Origin of the sequence: Cohnella abietis (assembly GCF_004295585.1) — a bacterium.
Taxonomy (GTDB): Bacteria; Bacillota; Bacilli; order Paenibacillales; family Paenibacillaceae; genus Cohnella; species Cohnella abietis.
This window is the reverse complement of record NZ_AP019400.1, coordinates 4,896,092-4,912,224: the sequence shown is the minus strand read 5'-3', so window position 1 is coordinate 4,912,224 and position 16,133 is coordinate 4,896,092. Positions and strand designations below refer to the sequence as shown.

At 45.3% G+C, this 16,133-nt stretch carries 13 protein-coding genes; 7 read left to right on the top strand and 6 right to left on the bottom strand.

From position 1 onward, the window contains the following. Positions 1-9 precede the first annotated feature (9 nt). Positions 10-735 carry a glycosyltransferase family 2 protein gene (locus KCTCHS21_RS21630; protein WP_130613271.1) on the bottom strand — a complete coding sequence of 242 codons (726 nt, stop codon included), beginning with the start codon at positions 733-735 and terminating at the stop codon, positions 10-12. Between the two features lie 168 nt (positions 736-903). On the opposite strand from KCTCHS21_RS21630, the gene KCTCHS21_RS21625 reads away from it, so the two are divergent. After that, on the top strand, positions 904-1,836 hold the full coding sequence (locus KCTCHS21_RS21625) for an NAD-dependent epimerase/dehydratase family protein (RefSeq protein ID WP_232057912.1): 933 nt from the start codon (positions 904-906) through the stop codon (positions 1,834-1,836). Here KCTCHS21_RS21625 and KCTCHS21_RS21620 read toward each other — a convergent pair. Then, positions 1,804-2,793 (bottom strand): ketoacyl-ACP synthase III, encoded by a 990-nt coding sequence (locus KCTCHS21_RS21620; protein ID WP_269472724.1) that lies wholly within the window; start codon positions 2,791-2,793, stop codon positions 1,804-1,806. The two genes, KCTCHS21_RS21625 and KCTCHS21_RS21620, sit on opposite strands and share 33 nt — an antisense overlap. Positions 2,794-3,007: 214 nt before the next feature. On the opposite strand from KCTCHS21_RS21620, the gene KCTCHS21_RS21615 reads away from it, so the two are divergent. Beyond that, positions 3,008-3,637 (top strand): YhcN/YlaJ family sporulation lipoprotein, encoded by a 630-nt coding sequence (locus KCTCHS21_RS21615; protein WP_130613267.1) that lies wholly within the window; start codon positions 3,008-3,010, stop codon positions 3,635-3,637. Between the two features lie 191 nt (positions 3,638-3,828). Then, positions 3,829-4,053 carry a helix-turn-helix domain-containing protein gene (locus KCTCHS21_RS21610; RefSeq protein ID WP_019422432.1) on the top strand — a complete coding sequence of 75 codons (225 nt, stop codon included), beginning with the start codon at positions 3,829-3,831 and terminating at the stop codon, positions 4,051-4,053. A 651-nt stretch (positions 4,054-4,704) separates the two neighbouring features. Here KCTCHS21_RS21610 and KCTCHS21_RS21605 read toward each other — a convergent pair. Continuing rightward, on the bottom strand, positions 4,705-8,424 hold the full coding sequence (locus tag KCTCHS21_RS21605; RefSeq protein WP_130613263.1) for a glycosyl hydrolase family 18 protein: 3,720 nt from the start codon (positions 8,422-8,424) through the stop codon (positions 4,705-4,707). Between the two features lie 247 nt (positions 8,425-8,671). On the opposite strand from KCTCHS21_RS21605, the gene KCTCHS21_RS21600 reads away from it, so the two are divergent. Further along, entirely contained in the window at positions 8,672-10,015 is a 1,344-nt protein-coding gene (locus tag KCTCHS21_RS21600) for a DRTGG domain-containing protein (protein WP_130613260.1), read from the top strand. 6 nt (positions 10,016-10,021) lie between these two features. Here KCTCHS21_RS21600 and KCTCHS21_RS21595 read toward each other — a convergent pair whose 3' ends face one another. The 3 genes from KCTCHS21_RS21595 to KCTCHS21_RS21585 all read right to left on the bottom strand — a co-directional run bounded on the left by KCTCHS21_RS21595 (position 10,022) and on the right by KCTCHS21_RS21585 (position 11,257). After that, entirely contained in the window at positions 10,022-10,318 is a 297-nt protein-coding gene (locus KCTCHS21_RS21595; RefSeq protein ID WP_130613256.1) for a YtpI family protein, read from the bottom strand. A gap of 108 nt (positions 10,319-10,426) precedes the next feature. Continuing rightward, a complete protein-coding gene (locus KCTCHS21_RS21590; protein ID WP_130613253.1) occupies positions 10,427-10,921 on the bottom strand; it encodes a sporulation membrane protein YtrI in 495 nt (164 codons plus the stop codon). A 9-nt stretch (positions 10,922-10,930) separates the two neighbouring features. Beyond that, positions 10,931-11,257 (bottom strand): YtrH family sporulation protein, encoded by a 327-nt coding sequence (locus KCTCHS21_RS21585; RefSeq protein ID WP_130613250.1) that lies wholly within the window; start codon positions 11,255-11,257, stop codon positions 10,931-10,933. A 142-nt stretch (positions 11,258-11,399) separates the two neighbouring features. Here KCTCHS21_RS21585 and KCTCHS21_RS21580 point away from each other — a divergent pair, with 142 nt between their 5' ends. The 3 genes from KCTCHS21_RS21580 to KCTCHS21_RS21570 all read left to right on the top strand — a co-directional run bounded on the left by KCTCHS21_RS21580 (position 11,400) and on the right by KCTCHS21_RS21570 (position 16,095). Then, complete coding sequence (locus tag KCTCHS21_RS21580; protein WP_130616638.1) at positions 11,400-14,984, top strand: DNA polymerase III subunit alpha; 3,585 nt, start codon at positions 11,400-11,402, stop codon at positions 14,982-14,984. A 39-nt stretch (positions 14,985-15,023) separates the two neighbouring features. Continuing rightward, positions 15,024-15,764 carry an alpha/beta hydrolase gene (locus KCTCHS21_RS21575; RefSeq protein WP_130613247.1) on the top strand — a complete coding sequence of 247 codons (741 nt, stop codon included), beginning with the start codon at positions 15,024-15,026 and terminating at the stop codon, positions 15,762-15,764. 142 nt (positions 15,765-15,906) lie between these two features. Further along, positions 15,907-16,095 carry a glutamate decarboxylase gene (locus KCTCHS21_RS21570; RefSeq protein WP_130613244.1) on the top strand — a complete coding sequence of 63 codons (189 nt, stop codon included), beginning with the start codon at positions 15,907-15,909 and terminating at the stop codon, positions 16,093-16,095. Positions 16,096-16,133 lie beyond the last annotated feature (38 nt).

Sequence of the window (16,133 nt, the reverse complement as noted above, 5' to 3'; positions counted from 1 at the left end):
GAACGGTTATCACAAGAGGTTAAGCATGGCATGCATCTGTGGAGCGTATCGATCACGGACGAGGTTGAATTCATGATCTACTACTGCTTTTTTCTGAACGGAGCCCATACCTTCATGCCAGCGATAAAGTGTCAGCACTTCATTAATGAAGTAAAAGTCAACCCGTGCTAAATGAACTCGCAACCAATACTCGTAATCTTGCGTACAGGCCAATGACTCGTTAAAGTAACCAACTTTACTTGGCAATGAGCGATGCATCATAACAGTAGACCCATTGATCGGACAGAAAGTAAACAATGCTTCTATCAGTTTTCTTAGGCTTGGAAATTTAACTGCGAGAGCGCGCATCGTAATCTCGCTATATTCGTTAATTAAGTGGAAATCAGTGCAGCTAATGAGTGCTTTGTGCTGTTGCATGAAGGCGACCTGACGTTCGATTTTTTGGGGATACATAAGGTCGTCGGAGCTCAGCCATACGAAATAATCGCCGCTTGCAACACGTAAGCCGTAATTAAGTGCGCTACCTGTTCCGCCATTGGCTTTACCGAAATAATGGATGCGGGAGCGAAAATTCTCAAGTTTATTCTGGTGAAGGGTCGAACCATCATCTACAACAACAATTTCGGTATTAGGGTAGGTTTGATTCAAGACGCTAGCTATGGATTGATCGATGAAGGGACAATTGTAAAAAGGGATTATGACACTGACGAGCGGCAAGCCATTTCCATTTGCCATAATTGACTCAAGCCCTCCAAACTTAATAAACAAAGTGGTATTCAACAGTTTATGTGGACAGGGCGGTTGCCGCCACGACGGTTGCACCTCTGTCATAAGCCCGTTTTGAGTCGTCTGTCCAAGAGTGGATTCGTTTCATTTCATAAGATGGGGTAAAACAGCAAAGGAATGAACTGGATGCGTGTCGTCGTGACTGGGGGAGCGGGATTTATCGGAAGTCATCTCGTCCATGCATTAGTTGAGCGAGGTTATGAGGTTATCGTTATTGATAATTTTCGCACAGGAAATAGTAAGGGGCTTCCTCCCGAAGTAAAATGGTATCAATTTGATGTAGAAGATACTAGAACGACAGCATTAATTACTCAATACCGACCTCAGGTTGTTTTTCATTTGGCAGCACAAGTGGGAATGGGAAGCTCTATGAATGATCCAGCAGAGGACGGTAAAATTAATATATTAGGAACGCTTCGTGTGCTGGAAGGATGCAGGCAATCGGGTAGTAAGCTAGTATTTTCCTCAACCTCGGGTGTTTACGGGGAGCCTCCCAACAGAAGGACGTTGAAAGAATCAAGCCCGAAGCGGCCATTAGCGGCTTATGGTTTATCTAAGTGGGTTGCAGAGCAATATATACAAAAAAGCGGTGAGTGGTGGGGCAATTCCTATACCATTTTAAGATATGCAAATGTTTATGGGCCGGGCCAGACGGCTAAAGGGGAAGGCGGAGTCGTGGCATGTTTTCTAGATCAAATAGCTAAAGGCGATCCTCTTATTATTAATGGTAACGGAGAGCAGAGCAGGGACTTTGTACATGTGGATGATGTAGTAAGGGCAAATCTGGCAGCGATTGATTTGGGGGAGAGGCAGGTATGCAATATTTCCACTGGTGTTGCTACTTCGGTGAACCAATTAGCCGAATGGTGTGAAAGGCTAACCGGGAACATACGGGGTGAAAGAATCTATAAGCCAAGCCGAAGCGGAGACGTCCTATGTAGCAGACTGTCTCCGCGTCTGGCCGAGTCGGCATTAGGCTGGAAGCCTTCAGTAACTTTGTACCAAGGGTTATCTCGTTTAATTAGAGGACAAAGTCCAACGAAGCAATAAACCAGATTGGGTTAAGCCAGAGCCAAAGCCATAGAGGGCTACAAGCTGTTCGGGCTGAAGCTTGTTCGCCTTATAGGCTGCATCTAGAGCAAGAGGAATGGTTGCAGCCGAAGTATTGCCGTTGCGTACAACGCTTTCCAATGCTTTCTCGGGTGCAATGTCTAACCTCTCGCAAATGGCTTCAATCATCCTCAGGTTAGCGCTGTGGGGCACGAACCAATCTAAGTCCCCAAGCTGCAAGCCTGCGCTCTGTACTAATTTACGAACGCCATCCGGCACGGTAGAAAGAGCCCATTTGTATACTTCTCGGCCGTTCTGAACAATCTTATGGTCATCGTTGCAGTATACTTGCATGCCTCCTGAGCCATCGGTTGTTGCGACAGAGGATAAGAATGCTCCCGATGCAGCGGCTTCTACGAGCACGGCACCAGCACCGTCTCCGAAGAGGATGCAGGTTGAGCGATCCGTGTAATCGGTTATTTTCGTAAGGGTCTCCGCACCTATGACAATAATTTTGCGATAGACGCCTGTCATAATTAGTCCATTAGCCATTTGGAGCGCAGTTACAAAACCAGCGCATGCAGCACTGACATCTGCAGCAAGACAGTTTAATGCTCCGATGGCCTGCTGGACTTGGGAGGCAACAGAAGGAAACGGCATATCCGGAGTCGTAGTTGCAACGAGGATAGCATCTACGTCTTCAGCTGAAGTGGCAGGAAATCTGTCAAATAGATCCTTTACTGCAGCTATTGCTAGGTGGCTTGTAAATTGGTCGCTTGCAGCTTTATGTCGTTCGATTATGCCCGTTCTTCTGATGATCCATTCGTTGTCGGTATCGACCAATTGTTCTATTTCAGCGTTAGTAATAACTTGTTCGGGTACATAACTACCAATGGCAGTTATACGAGCTGAAGAAGCAAATGCTGAATTTTCGGTTGGGTGAGCTATTGTCATCATAATCTCTTCCCTTCATCATTACTTTTTAGTATAAAGTATTAGTACCAGGTATTAGTACTGTAATCTTATATCTGATGATGTTAACTGTCAAGAAGCTAATAACGATGAGTTAGTGGGAAAAGAAACCGAGTTCGAATAAATAAAGCATGCATGACGCACCCTATGTATTGGCGTATACCGCTAAGCTGATCAATACAAGGGGGGTATTATTTTCATGCGTAAAGGTCTCATTTTATCCGCCGTTCTATTATCATCCGCAATTGCATCATCCGGATGCATGTCGAAGACGGGGGATTTAGGGAACAAGAACATTCGTCCTAATGCCATTAATCAACAATATGGTGTCAATAAGATGAGGTTCGCCAATGATCAGGACAATGAACAGAACCGATCTCAATACGGGGAAAGAAAAGAAAATAACAACATCATCGGAATGCATGGTAATTCACACCTTGAGACGAGTGATAAGATCGCAGATAAAATAGCTGCCATGCCTGGTATCGATTCTGCTTTCGTCATGATGACGGACCACAATGCATACGTTGCTGTAAATGAAGGTCATCGTTCTCATGCAAAGAGTGGTCCTCATTCGATGAGTCATCATGACAGTGCAACAGATGTTGCCTTGACTGACGCAGTCAAGGACAAAATCGCTGACCAAGTAAAAGCGTTATCTCCCTCTGTAGAAAATGTTTATGTATCCTCCAACCCTGACTTCACTGGGAGAATGAGGGGTTACGCCAACGATGTCAAACAGGGTCATCCAATCCAAGGCTTTCTTGCCGAGTTTAATGCGTTGGTCGAGAGGGTTTTCCCCGCACCATCTGGAACGCGAAACCGCTAAAAGATGCATGAATACAACAAAAGCTGAGTCAAAGCGGGTAGCTTTGATTTCAGCTTTTTCTTTTTGGGAATTTTCTAACGCCTATTTTTGAATACCTCCGCACCACACGAAAAGCCCTCTCATATGATGAAATTGACTGTATCCCTATACCTTGTAATCACACATTCCCGGGCAAGGAGGGGTGACAAACGTTGAAAGGCAGCGACCATAAAAGCAAATTCCTACTCACCAATCGGGAGCGCGAAGTCTTTGAGCTGTTAGTGCAGGATAAGACGACCCGTGACATTGCGCAGCAGTTGTTTATCAGCGAGAAGACGGTCCGCAACCACATCTCGAATGTGATGCAAAAGCTGAATGTCAAAGGTCGTTCGCAAGCGGTTGTCGAGCTTATTAAGCTCGGGGAGCTAAAGATCTAAAGCAGTAAGTCGTTTTGTCATCGTCACCTTACATGGCGCGGGCCTTCTTTTTCTCTTCCTGAATGGGAGTGGGAGAGAAGGCTTTTTGGTGCTTTCTGCTTAGGGAAGAAGGCATACGATTGATACAGTAAGTTACTTTGGCAAAATCATTTTTAATATTTTTATCTCGGATATATACATATCCAGAATCCCCACTATGTGCACTCCCCTCTCGGAGTAACGAATACCCTTTATGATGCGACGTGTTTTTTAGATAACTCACGCTATAAATAGTGATTACTAATGCAGACCAATTTCTTACACTATGACGACTACTTATTGATAGTCTATATTTCTCACATCTAGCCAAGATAAATTTCACCGTTTAATACAACTCAGAGCCCGCGGATACACATTGCGGATTTGCCGCAAGAGGGCTGGGGAGATAGAGAACGAAGGGTTAACTAAAGTTACTTTTTGCGGGATGGTGTGGGAGATAGAGAACGTAGGGTTCACTAAAGTTACTTTTTGCGGGATGGTGTGGGAGATAGAGAACGTAGGGTTCGCTAATGTTACTTTTTTCTGGCTGGCGTGGGAGTTAGAGATCGGAGAGTGCGCTAATAAGGAGGTGGTACAGGAGCATCCCCCTGTACCACCTCTTGTGTACTTAAATTAGTTGGACAAATTTAATATGCGAAGCATCCTCATAACGGTTACTATAGCCTGTGCCTTAGTGACGTTGGACAATGGATCGAGCTTTGTTGGAGTAACCCCAACGATAATTTGTTGATCAACCATTAATGCTAAGGCAGCTTTGGCGAATGAGGAAACTTTAGCTTGATCCTTGTAAGTCTTCAGAATAGCTGGGTCTGCTTGACTAGTTACTCCGTTGTACTTCATTACATTTTCAAGGATAGCTGCTAGCTCTTGCCGTGTTATTGATCCATCAGGATCAAATTTATCGCTAGACCTTCCTTTTATTAGACCACTCTTTACAGCGGCTTCAACTTCTGTTGCGAACTCCGTTTTCCCACCCACGTCCTTAAATGTCGAGCTATCAGCAGTAGGAGCGATTCCCAAAGCTTTAACGATGATGGAAACAAACTCAGCTCGTGTGATTTCTTGATTTACTCCGAACTCTTGCTCACTGGTGCCTGATACGATCAAGCTTGAAGTCGCTAATGTGATATCTTTTTTGTACCACTCCGCAATTACATCCGGGAAGTCAAATTTCGTTTCAATAATCGTATAAATCCCGTTTGCATGTCCTTTCAATTGTGCAGTTACCGTTCCATCGGAATTTATTGTGAAAAGGGTAGGGACGTGTCGGTACTCATTCGTTTCTGGGATATAAATAACGCCAGTTGCTCGGTCAATATCGATATCCTTCTTATTTAATTTGAATAAGGTACTGACATAACTAGCACCTGAAATAGTAATAGCAGTCTGAACCTTACCTGAATCTACAGCAACTATCTTAACTTCGAGCGGACTCAGAAGTGACTTAGCTCCTGTTGACTTGGCTTTGTTATTGATTTTATCAGTGACATCTTGCTCCGGAGCTTGGATTGTAATGATGATATCTGTGATGTCATTCCCCAGAGTTAACGCTGAGATGGGAATATTCTGCTCAGCTTCGTTAGTAACGATTGAAAGGACAGCGTTCTTCCCTTTTTTGGCGATAGCTTGAATAACCTGTTTGGAGATAGTGGTCTCAAGCTTCTTCCGCTTTGTGCCTACAACAATTTGAAATTTGGTTGAGGTAGAGTCTTCGATAGATTTAATCGCTTCTGCTGTAGAGAGCGAAACGCTGGTTTTGTCTCCATTGGTTGTGCTTGTCGTTTTTATTTTAGTTGCTGCAGGATCACCGAGTAAAGTTGTATCTGCTGGTGGCGGTATTATAACGTATGATGATTGTGGTGTAGCAGTTGTCGCTTTAATGACATTACTAGCAACGGATACCCCTGTAATGAGATCATTTTCCCCTTTATTAACGGCGACAACATAAATCTTGTATTCTGTGCTCGCCGCAAGCGAAGGGACAAGGAATTGGCTCTCCGTCGTGTATCCAACCCACTTCTGATTTACAAAAACATCGTAGCCTGTTGTATGACTAGAAGCAGTCCATTTAACAAAAATAGAATTCGTACTCGCAGTATCAATGGCTAGATTTGTCGGTGCAGCAATAGCAGATGGATTTTTGACCCCGTTTATAGGCAAATCATTAAGCAATTGTGTTGAAAGGGTTCTATTGCGATCGCCGCTTATTTCCCAGCTCATTGCTCCTGCAAGGTCCAACGATTTGATATAGGAAGCTTTGTACATAATTGTTTGTTGATCGTCATATGAAATAAAGTCTTTAGTCGTGCTGTTATATAAATAAGGCACCTTAGACGCTTCATTCCAATATCGAACATTACCATCCTTATTCAAATAGTTATTTTCGATAGCCGAGAAATCGAAGATTTGACTCTCCCATGTCCCGAATTGTCCAGGGAGAGCTTCACCCCCCTCGCAGGTTTCATACTGTCCTCCTTCAGGACAACCCCTCCAGCCTTTCCCGTAGAATGGAATTCCCATTACTAATTTATAGCTTGGTACACCACCGTCTAGAAAGCTCGTAATAGCGGCTGCAATATTATTTCTAAGTGCAAAATCTTTCGGATGCTTATCGTCATAGTATAATGGCGCATTATGATGAGCTAAGGATTCCCAGCTACCACTGTAGTCATAGGCCATCATATTAATGAAATCGAGATACTGGGAAGAATGCTGCAAATCCGCATTGTTAACGAATGCGTCGGATTGTCCGGCTGCTATCGTTAGCAGGTAATAACTGCCGTCCTCTGAGCCTGCTGCATCAAGTGCTTCACGTATCATTTTAACTAATAGCAGGAAGTTCTCTTTATCCTCTGGTTTTCGAGAGTTACCAGCATCGCCGCCCTCAACCGGATATTCCCAGTCGATATCAAGACCATCTAAGCCATACTCACGAAGAAATTTAACTACCGAATTAGTAAAGGCGCGTCTCGTTTCTTCTGTTGCCGCCATATTAGAGAAATTTTTAGACCAGGACCAGCCACCTACAGAAACCATTAGCTTCAAATGAGGGTTTTGCTGACTAATTTGATTCAAAGCAGCAAAGTTGTTCAAATCTACCTCAGGATCTCCTACAATCATCTCGCCATCAAAGACGTATCTGTTTTGTAAAGGAACATTTGAACTTTGACAAGGGACGCCTCCAGTGCCATAACCCCGCCAGCATATATCTGAGAAGGCATAATTAATGTGTGTGATTTGGGAAACATCGATATCGGATGGCTTGAAATTACGCCCAGTTTCATTAATAGACCATGAGGTATAGTAAGTGATGATAGTGTACTGACTGCCTGGAACAACTGTTATTTCACTGCTGGAAGGGGATGTCCATACGCTATTATTGGCGACAACCTTAACAAGGTAGCTTTGCCCTTCAGTCAAGCCTGTCGCAACATAGTGATTGGATTCACTTGAACCGACCTTTTCACTATTGATGAAAATATCATAACTGGTTGCACCTGGCGTAGGAGCCCAGCCTAGCGATGCTGAAGTTCTAGTAGCTGTTACGACCTGTAAATCTTTAGGTGCTGCTAATTGTCCCCAAGTAATAGATACTTTGTTGCTGTTGCTTGATACATCTGTAAGTCCATTAACCGATCTTTGTGCTCCTACCATAAAGGTGTATACTGAACCCGCTACAAATGGAGCCGTATAGGTATAAGTAGTAGCTGCGTTATCCCAAGTACCCGAAGCCCAGCCATTATTCACATAGATATCATAACCAGTTGCATCAGGACTTGAGCCCCAGCTTAATGAAACGGTAGAATCTGTTATGTCTGCAATACGAAGATTATGTGGAGGGGTTAAGGGGGGAGTTGGGTATGCCTCAGGATCCTCTGGAAGAGTAGTAAACGTGACTAGGTTGCTCTTTTGTTCAGGAGTAATGACAGCTGCTTGAACACCATCTTGACCGATGAAAAAGGAATATTCAGTCTCAGCAGTTAAACCGCCTACTTCTTTAGTGGAGCCACTCGCCCAAGTCACATAACCATTATTACTATTCCAAACCCAATAATCATTGACTCCAGGAATAGGGTCCCACTCCAAAGTTACGGTATGAGCACTTACATCTGTAACCCTTAGATTAGTTGGGCCAACGGGACTAATTGCAGCAGAAGCTTTTGATTCAGAAAAGACAGCAACAATAGAAGAGAATGCTAGAATAAAGCTAAGTATGAGTGCTACCATTTTTGAGTATTTAATATGCGAATGGGTCAATACGATCACTCCTCTTTCAAATTTAATCTCTGTAAGCGCTATCAATAAATGATGATACTTTATTCGCACCTCCATTGATTATTGTTCTGTTCCGTGATCCGTGAGCTACAGCATCCAAGCTTAATAATTCGCGAGGAAGCAACAACTATAATCCCACTATTATCCATTTTAAGGGGTGGGGTACTTGGCTAACTATGTGAGTATTCAACTATTTTTGATAGTTAACAACTGACTTTTCGGGCGCGAGATCTCTTCGTGATATAATGGAGCAATAGCAACGCATAAAGTTTACCTAAAGTATATAGAGGAAGCAGGTAGCTGCATGCCGGGAAAAGATAATCACTCAATTGAATCGACAAAGCATGAACAATTGCTTCAATATATTCGCGAGCTTCCTATCGGTACAAAGCTGCCCGTTCGGCAGATGGCGAAGGATCGTGGCGTATCGGATGGGACTGCTTATCGTGCACTTAAGGAAGCTGAGCATCTTGGTTTGGTTAACACGAAGGAACGTATCGGGACTGTTAGAGTGGACAAAAAGAGACGCAGTAACCCGGAGCAATTAACGTTCGCCGAGCTGCTTGATATCGTTCAGGGGAGCTTATTAGGTGGAGAAGAGGGGCTTGAGAAAACACTCCATAAGCTAGTAATTGGCGCAATGGAGCTCGATGAAATGATGGCTTATATCGACGCGGGGAGTTTGTTGATCGTCGGTAACCGCGAAAATGCGCATAAAGTCGCTTTAGAACAAGGTGCGGGAGTGCTTGTCACGGGCGGCTTCGGCACGAGTGAGGAGGTTCGAGCTCTCGCTGATGAGCGTAAGCTTCCTATTCTCACCTGTCGTCATGATACGTTTACCGTTGCTTCAATGATTAACAGAGCGATGTACGACCGTTTAATTAAACGTAAAATAATGATTATCGCTGATTTGCTTGAGCCTACTTATCGAAATGGCGTACTGAAGCAGTCCGCTGTTGTTGCCGATTTTCTAAAATTAAGTGCGGAGACGGGGAGCAGTCGTTTTCCTGTAACAGATGAATGGAATCGGGTTGTGGGGATGATTACTTCTAAGGACGTCATAGGTTCTCCCGCTGGACAAGCTTTAGATAAGCTGATGACTCGTCGTCCTATGACCGTAACCTTGAATACCCCGGTTGCTTCAGCAGCACATCGGATGGTATCTGAAGGAATTGAGCTATTGCCTGTCGTCGATCGACAGCGCAAGCTGGTTGGAGCAATTACTAGAGGAGAAGTGCTTCGGGCGATGCAATTCGCCAATCGACCTGCACACTTAGGGGAAACCTTCGATGCCTTAATGTGGGGTGGGTTCACGGAACAGAGGGACTCGGAAAATCGATTGTACTTTACCGGGTTGGCCACGCCGCAGATGTCTGGACCGCTGGGTACGATATCCGAGGGCGTTCTGACTTCACTTATGCAGCAAGCGGCGAGCCGAGCGGTCGAGGATTTACGGAAAAGAGAGCATGTACTCGACAATATGACGACGTATTTTTTGCGCACAGTACCGATTGATGCAGGAATTTCTATCGTGCCTCTTATTATTGAAGCAAGCAGAAGGTATGTAAAGGTAGAGGTGCAAACCGTACAGGACGGAGAGGTTGTCGCGAAAGCGATGTTAACTGCCCAAACCATCGACCCAGCTTAACCATTACTACCGCAGCAGACGTGTAAAATGAGAATGGTTCCGAATCCCTGCAAACAAGTTAAACAAGCCAAGTAATAAGAATAAGCTTCCTATTACAACGCGGACAGATGAACCGCTGAACATAAACATTTGAAAAAACGCAATGAAAATAAGCATTAGACCCATGCTAATATTCATTCGAGAAGTGTAAAGCCCTCGCAATCGTACTTCAGTAGACCGACGCGCTCTAAAGCTGTTGAAGGCGGATAGGCAGCAGGTTACGAGTATAATGGCACCGAAAACCCATTGTAGTGTGTTTAACATGAGAAAAAGCAGCTCCTTTAGACAGTTTGTAACGCCACTTATTGTACCATATTTCGAAGAGAGACGCGCCCGTTCAGTGAGAGTTCGTCTCTTTGGGCTATGATTGTCCTATTTATGGAGGTGCTCTGTAGCCTCAACCCAGATTTGAAGAACGCCATCCACCACTAACATCGTTTTTACACTGATGATATATTTCTTATTTGCAATTTGATCATAAGATTTATTTGCGAGCAGCTTCCTAGCTAACTGTGAGTCCAGATTAATATCGTATATACTTCGACCGAGGAGGACTGATAGATCCTCTTTAAGCTCTTTCTTCAAAGCAGTTTGAGTGAGGATATCGATATCGGGTTTATTCTGAGGCTTCTCGAAAATGATAACGATGCTGCGGATGACGTTTTTCTTGCGGACTTCTTGAGCTTTCTCCAGATCCTGCTTAATTGATTCTAACTGAGCCTGGAGCTTGAAATTTCTCGATATGACCTCATCAACAATATTGATTTTTAGAGCACTGTATATGGCGCTGCCGACGATCATCCCGCATACGAAGAACGCTGTTAATTGCATGAACTTTTGGAACCTCTGGAAAGTAGGCATGCGCATAATAGCTTGTCACCCCCCGCTGCGGCACATCCACTGTATGAGCTCTGTGCCCATATGAGCACCGAGGAAAGCAAACAGGATATAACCGATTTGCTGCACAGCTGGGGAGAAGTAACCTGCCGACATATGCGACTCAATGACTCGAATAGGATCGATTGTTCCACCGACCGCTGCAACGAGCGCCCATATTTTTAAGCTATCCGCGACTTGCAGCATTCTATCCTTGGGTGGGGTAATTAGAAAAACTGAGCCTATGCCTGCAAGAAGCGAACCGCCGAGCACGACGCCGAATGCAATGAAGAAGCTGAAAGCCGCTTTCGTAATGAAGTCGTCCATTTTTTATCCCTCCAGTTGCGATCAAACGAGCTGCGCCAAGCGCCTCCAGTTTGTCAGTTCCACTACTATATGTATGGGACGGGTCTCCTCCCTTATGATACAATTAATAAAAGAGAGTTTTAGCGGAAAAGAAGGGATAACCATGTGCGATTTCGTCCATTTACATGTTCATAGCGAATACAGCCTGCTAGACGGCGCGGCTCGCATCAAGGATATGGCCGCCAAAGCGGCTGAGCTTGGAATGAAGTCTCTCGCCTTAACAGATCATGGTGTCATGTATGGCGCCATTCCTTTCTATAAAGCGTGCATAGAGCACGGGATTAAACCGATTATTGGCATGGAGGCTTATATTACTGCAGGCTCCCGTCACGATAAGCAATCGCGCAAAGAGCAGCCTACCTACCATCTCACATTACTTGCTAAGAACGAGACGGGTTATCGCAATCTAATGAAGCTGACCTCCATCGGACATTTGGAAGGGTTCTACTATCGCCCACGCATTGATTTCGAAGCTCTTACTGAGCATGCAGAGGGACTTATTTGCTTGAGCGGCTGCATGAGCAGTGAATTATCCAAGCAGCTCATGGATGATCGTTATGACGATGCCAAAGCGACAGCTTTGCGGTACCATGAATTGTTCGGCGAGGATTATTACTTGGAGATTCAGGATCATGGGATATTGGATCAGAAGAAAATATTGGCAAGCATTCTGAAGCTATCAGCTGAGACAGGTATTCCATTAGCTGCTACGAATGACTCCCACTACATGTGCGAGGATGACCATTCCTTGCAGGATGTTCTCCTATGTATTGGAACGGGAAAAACGATAGATGATCCTGATAGATTCAAAATATCGACGAACCAGCTCTATCTTAAAAGCGGCGAGGATATGGCTGCATTGTTCCGCCATGTCCCTGAAGCGATAGCCAATACGGTGAAAATCGCTGACAGCTGCACCTTGGAGCTGGAGTTCGGACGGCATATATTACCGGAGTTCTCGCCTTTACCAGCAGTTAGTACTGCCGCGCAGCATCTGAAAGAATTGTGTGAGAGAGGCTTGAACGAGCGGTTTAGTAGCTTGCAGGTGTGGGAGGAAGAGGGCTTCCGTAAAACCGCTGAGACACGTCTACAATACGAGCTAAGAGTTATTGGAGAAATGGGCTTTGACGATTATTTTCTCATCGTATGGGATTTCATTCGCTTTGCCCATGAGAATGGCATTGTAACGGGACCTGGACGGGGATCTTCGGCGGGCAGCTTAGTTGCATATGTGCTGAAAATAACGGACGTAGATCCTCTTAAGCACAAGCTACTTTTTGAACGTTTTCTTAATCCGGAACGGGTCAGTATGCCCGATATTGATATTGATTTCAGCGACGAGCGTCGTGATGAAGTCATTCGTTATGTTGTAGAAAAGTACGGTGCCGAGCATGTCGCTCAGATTATTACATTTGGTACGCTTGCTGCCCGTGCAGCTGTTCGCGATGTAGGTAGAGTGCTCAACCTGCCCTATGGAGAAGTGGATAAGACAGCTAAGCTTATTCCTGCCGCACCTGGTATGTCGATAGAGCGGGCAATGAGGGAAAGCTCGGAGTTCCGAGCTTTAGCTGAAGGCGGCTCTAATGCTGCGGATTTGATCGATATGGCTAAACGGGTAGAAGGAATGCCGCGTCATGCTTCGACTCATGCTGCTGGTGTTGTTATTTCGTCCGACCCTTTAACGGATTATGTACCGTTGCAGGAAGGAACCGACGGGGTTCCTTTAACGCAATATTCGATGGAAAATCTTGAAGCGGTTGGGCTGCTTAAGATGGACTTTCTTGGCTTGCGTACTTTATCTATTATCGAAAGGTCGCTAGCTTCGATTCGAGAGCAAACCGGACGTGAGTTTCGATGGGGAAATGTTTCCTACGAGGATGAAGCGACTTATGCGTTAATGGGACGCGGTGAAACGACTGGCATATTCCAATTAGAATCGCCGGGTATGCGGCGAGTATTGAAGGAAATGAAGCCGACCTCATTCGAGGATATTGTTTCCGTCCTTGCCTTGTACAGGCCCGGTCCAATGGAATTTATCCCACAGTTCATTAGAGCTAAGCATGGCTTGGTAGCTGTTGAATACCCTCATGCGAAGCTAGAACCGATCTTGTCTGATACTTACGGTATCATCGTCTATCAAGAGCAAATTATGCAAATTGCTTCAACGATGGCAGGATTCACGTTAGGGGAAGCGGACTTGCTGAGACGTGCGGTGAGCAAGAAGAAAAGGGAAGTGCTTGACGAGCAGCGGAAGTTTTTTGTCCAAGGAAGCCTGAAGCAAGGGTACGAAGAAATAGAAGCCAATAGCGTATACGATCTAATTGTCAGGTTCGCGGACTATGGCTTCTGTCGGGCGCATGCTGCCGCATACGCGGTGCTTTCATTCCAGACTGCTTATCTCAAGGCGCATTACCCCATTGCGTTCATGGCGTCTATGCTGACGGCTGTCGTAGGGAATCAGCGCAAGACTGCGGAATACGTAGATGAGTGCCGACGAATGGGAATAGAAGTATCGAAGCCGGACGTTAACGAGAGCGGGGTTCTTTTTACTCCCATTAATGCAGTTGGTCAAGATGGCAAGGGTTCTATTCGATTCGGCTTGGCAGGGGTTAAGAACGTTGGAACACAAGCCATCGAAAGTGTGCTGCGGGAAAGGCAAGAAAAGCCCTTCGAGAGCTTAAGTGATTTCTGTAGGCGAATTGATCCACGTGTGTGCAATAAGCGGGTTATCGAATCGCTAGTGCAAGCAGGTGCAATGGAATCAATGCCAGGGCACCGCGCGCAGCAGCTTGCTGCTTTGGAGCCAACGATTTCGGCTGCAGCCATTTGGCGCAAGGAGCGGGAGGAGCTGCAGATCGAGCTGTTTGATTTTGCTGAATCACCTAGCTGGAATGCCGATTTGCCGATTGTGCCTCCGTACTCGCAGACGCAAATGCTTGAGCTAGAGAGAGACCTGATGGGGCTTTATTTATCTGGTCATCCTCTGGATGCCTATGACGAGGTAATGGATGATTTAAGACTGGATCGGCTTATTGATATAGCTGATGCAGCGGATGCTTCAACCGTATTTACGGCAGGCATGGTCGTGTCGCTTAAGCCTTTTGTTACTAAGAAAGGTCAACCGATGGCATTTTTAGAAATAGAGGATCGTATTATGGGCGCAGAGCTCGTGGCATTCCCGACTGTGTGGAGCAAAGCGGCTTCTATAGCGAAGAAAGGCTCACTTGTTTTCGTAAGGGCTAAGGTTCAGCAGGGTGATGAAGATTACAAGCTGCTAGCAGATGATATTATTCCTTTAGATGGCACGGATTTAAAGCATCAAGTAGAACGCTTGCGTAAAATTGGACAGTCAGGACGTTCGAACGGCAGCTATGCGAATCGCGTCTCTTCTGCGCCTGTAGCTACAGGGAAAACACCAGCAGCACCTGCCTTGTCCAACCCTCCAGCCAGCGCTCCCAAGGTAGAGCGGGTATATATCCGTATAGATGAGCCGCATGAACAGCCTGCAACGCTAATCCGCCTTAAGCTGCTGCTGAAGGCTCATCCAGGCGAGCTTACAACCGTTCTACGCTATGAGCGAGAACGCCGAAATGTCGCTTTAAGTGACGAATACAAGGTTAATCCTACACCGGAGCTAGTGTCTGCTATGGAGAAGCTGCTTGGTGAAGGCAGCATTAGAATGAAATAATAGATAATCCAATTCCTAATAGAGTGAGAGGTAGAGAAAATGGCTTTCTTCCAATGTCAGATGTTTTCCGAGGTATTAGAGGTGCAAATATCATTAAACGTCGTAGTCCCTCAACAGGGAGCGGCACCATTTCCAACGCTTTACCTATTACATGGATTATCAGATGACCATACTGCATGGAGTAGACACACATCCATTGAACGCTACGCGAACGCCCGTGGTATAGCTGTAGTAATGCCCGCGGTCAATCGCAGCTTCTATAATGATATGAGTCATGGCGCGAAGTATTGGACGTTCGTTAGTGAGGAGCTTCCTAAGCTGGCACGCTCATTCTTCCCCTTATCTTCAGAGCGTGAGCATAATTTCGTGGCTGGGCTATCGATGGGGGGTTACGGAGCTTTGAAATTGGGCTTATCCTTTCCTGAACGTTTTGCAGCTGCTGCGAGCTTGTCTGGAGCGGTGGATATTGACCGATTAGTAGCTGAGAAATTTGGTGGGGATATCCACCTTTCATTCGGAGATCCGACTGCAGTTAAGGGATCGTCAGTCGATTTGTTTGCTTTAGCTGAACAAGTTGCTGAGCAAGCGCTAGTTCCGAAGCTATTTCAATGCTGCGGAACAGAGGATTTCTTATATGAGGATAATACCCGTTTCCGTGATTATTGCTATAAGCTAGGACTTCCTTTAAACTATGAGGAAGAGCCCGGGAATCATGATTGGGGCTATTGGGATATGAAAATCAAGAGGGTTATTGATTGGCTCCCAGTAAAGCATTCATGAACACTAGATTGCTTTAGATAGCCCGTTCCGTAAGGAAACTGTCTTTGTTTGGTTGCTAGTCTTACGGCATCTGTGCTATGATTTCTTTATTGCGTCGAACGATCTTTTTTAAAGAATCGCTAAATATTGGGGGTAACGCTTCATGTGGACGGTCATCTACATTGCACCGACCTCGAAGATTGCCGAACGAATTCAGAAGCATCTAACCGACGAAGGATTTCTCGTGCAGGTGCGCCCCATTAACCTTACTAAACCGCAATATGAAATATTAGTTCCATCCGGTGAAGTAAAGGAAGTTCAAGAAGTATTAGGCAGTATTTTGCATCTTTAATTCATTACGATACCCCGTCTTTCTTCTTGAGTCGGCGA

What these genes read in the sequence shown, in the direction of transcription:
- KCTCHS21_RS21630 (WP_130613271.1), bottom strand. Translation starts at nt 735, where the DNA reads ATGGCAAATGGAAATGGCTTGCCGCTCGTCAGTGTCATAATCCCTTTT.
- KCTCHS21_RS21625 (WP_232057912.1), top strand. Translation starts at nt 904, where the DNA reads ATGAACTGGATGCGTGTCGTCGTGACTGGGGGAGCGGGATTTATCGGA.
- KCTCHS21_RS21620 (WP_269472724.1), bottom strand. Translation starts at nt 2,793, where the DNA reads ATGATGACAATAGCTCACCCAACCGAAAATTCAGCATTTGCTTCTTCA.
- KCTCHS21_RS21615 (WP_130613267.1), top strand. Translation starts at nt 3,008, where the DNA reads ATGCGTAAAGGTCTCATTTTATCCGCCGTTCTATTATCATCCGCAATT.
- KCTCHS21_RS21605 (WP_130613263.1), bottom strand. Translation starts at nt 8,424, where the DNA reads ATGGAGGTGCGAATAAAGTATCATCATTTATTGATAGCGCTTACAGAG.
- KCTCHS21_RS21600 (WP_130613260.1), top strand. Translation starts at nt 8,672, where the DNA reads ATGCCGGGAAAAGATAATCACTCAATTGAATCGACAAAGCATGAACAA.
- KCTCHS21_RS21595 (WP_130613256.1), bottom strand. Translation starts at nt 10,318, where the DNA reads ATGTTAAACACACTACAATGGGTTTTCGGTGCCATTATACTCGTAACC.
- KCTCHS21_RS21590 (WP_130613253.1), bottom strand. Translation starts at nt 10,921, where the DNA reads ATGCGCATGCCTACTTTCCAGAGGTTCCAAAAGTTCATGCAATTAACA.
- KCTCHS21_RS21585 (WP_130613250.1), bottom strand. Translation starts at nt 11,257, where the DNA reads ATGGACGACTTCATTACGAAAGCGGCTTTCAGCTTCTTCATTGCATTC.
- KCTCHS21_RS21580 (WP_130616638.1), top strand. Translation starts at nt 11,400, where the DNA reads ATGTGCGATTTCGTCCATTTACATGTTCATAGCGAATACAGCCTGCTA.
- KCTCHS21_RS21575 (WP_130613247.1), top strand. Translation starts at nt 15,024, where the DNA reads ATGGCTTTCTTCCAATGTCAGATGTTTTCCGAGGTATTAGAGGTGCAA.
- KCTCHS21_RS21570 (WP_130613244.1), top strand. Translation starts at nt 15,907, where the DNA reads ATGTGGACGGTCATCTACATTGCACCGACCTCGAAGATTGCCGAACGA.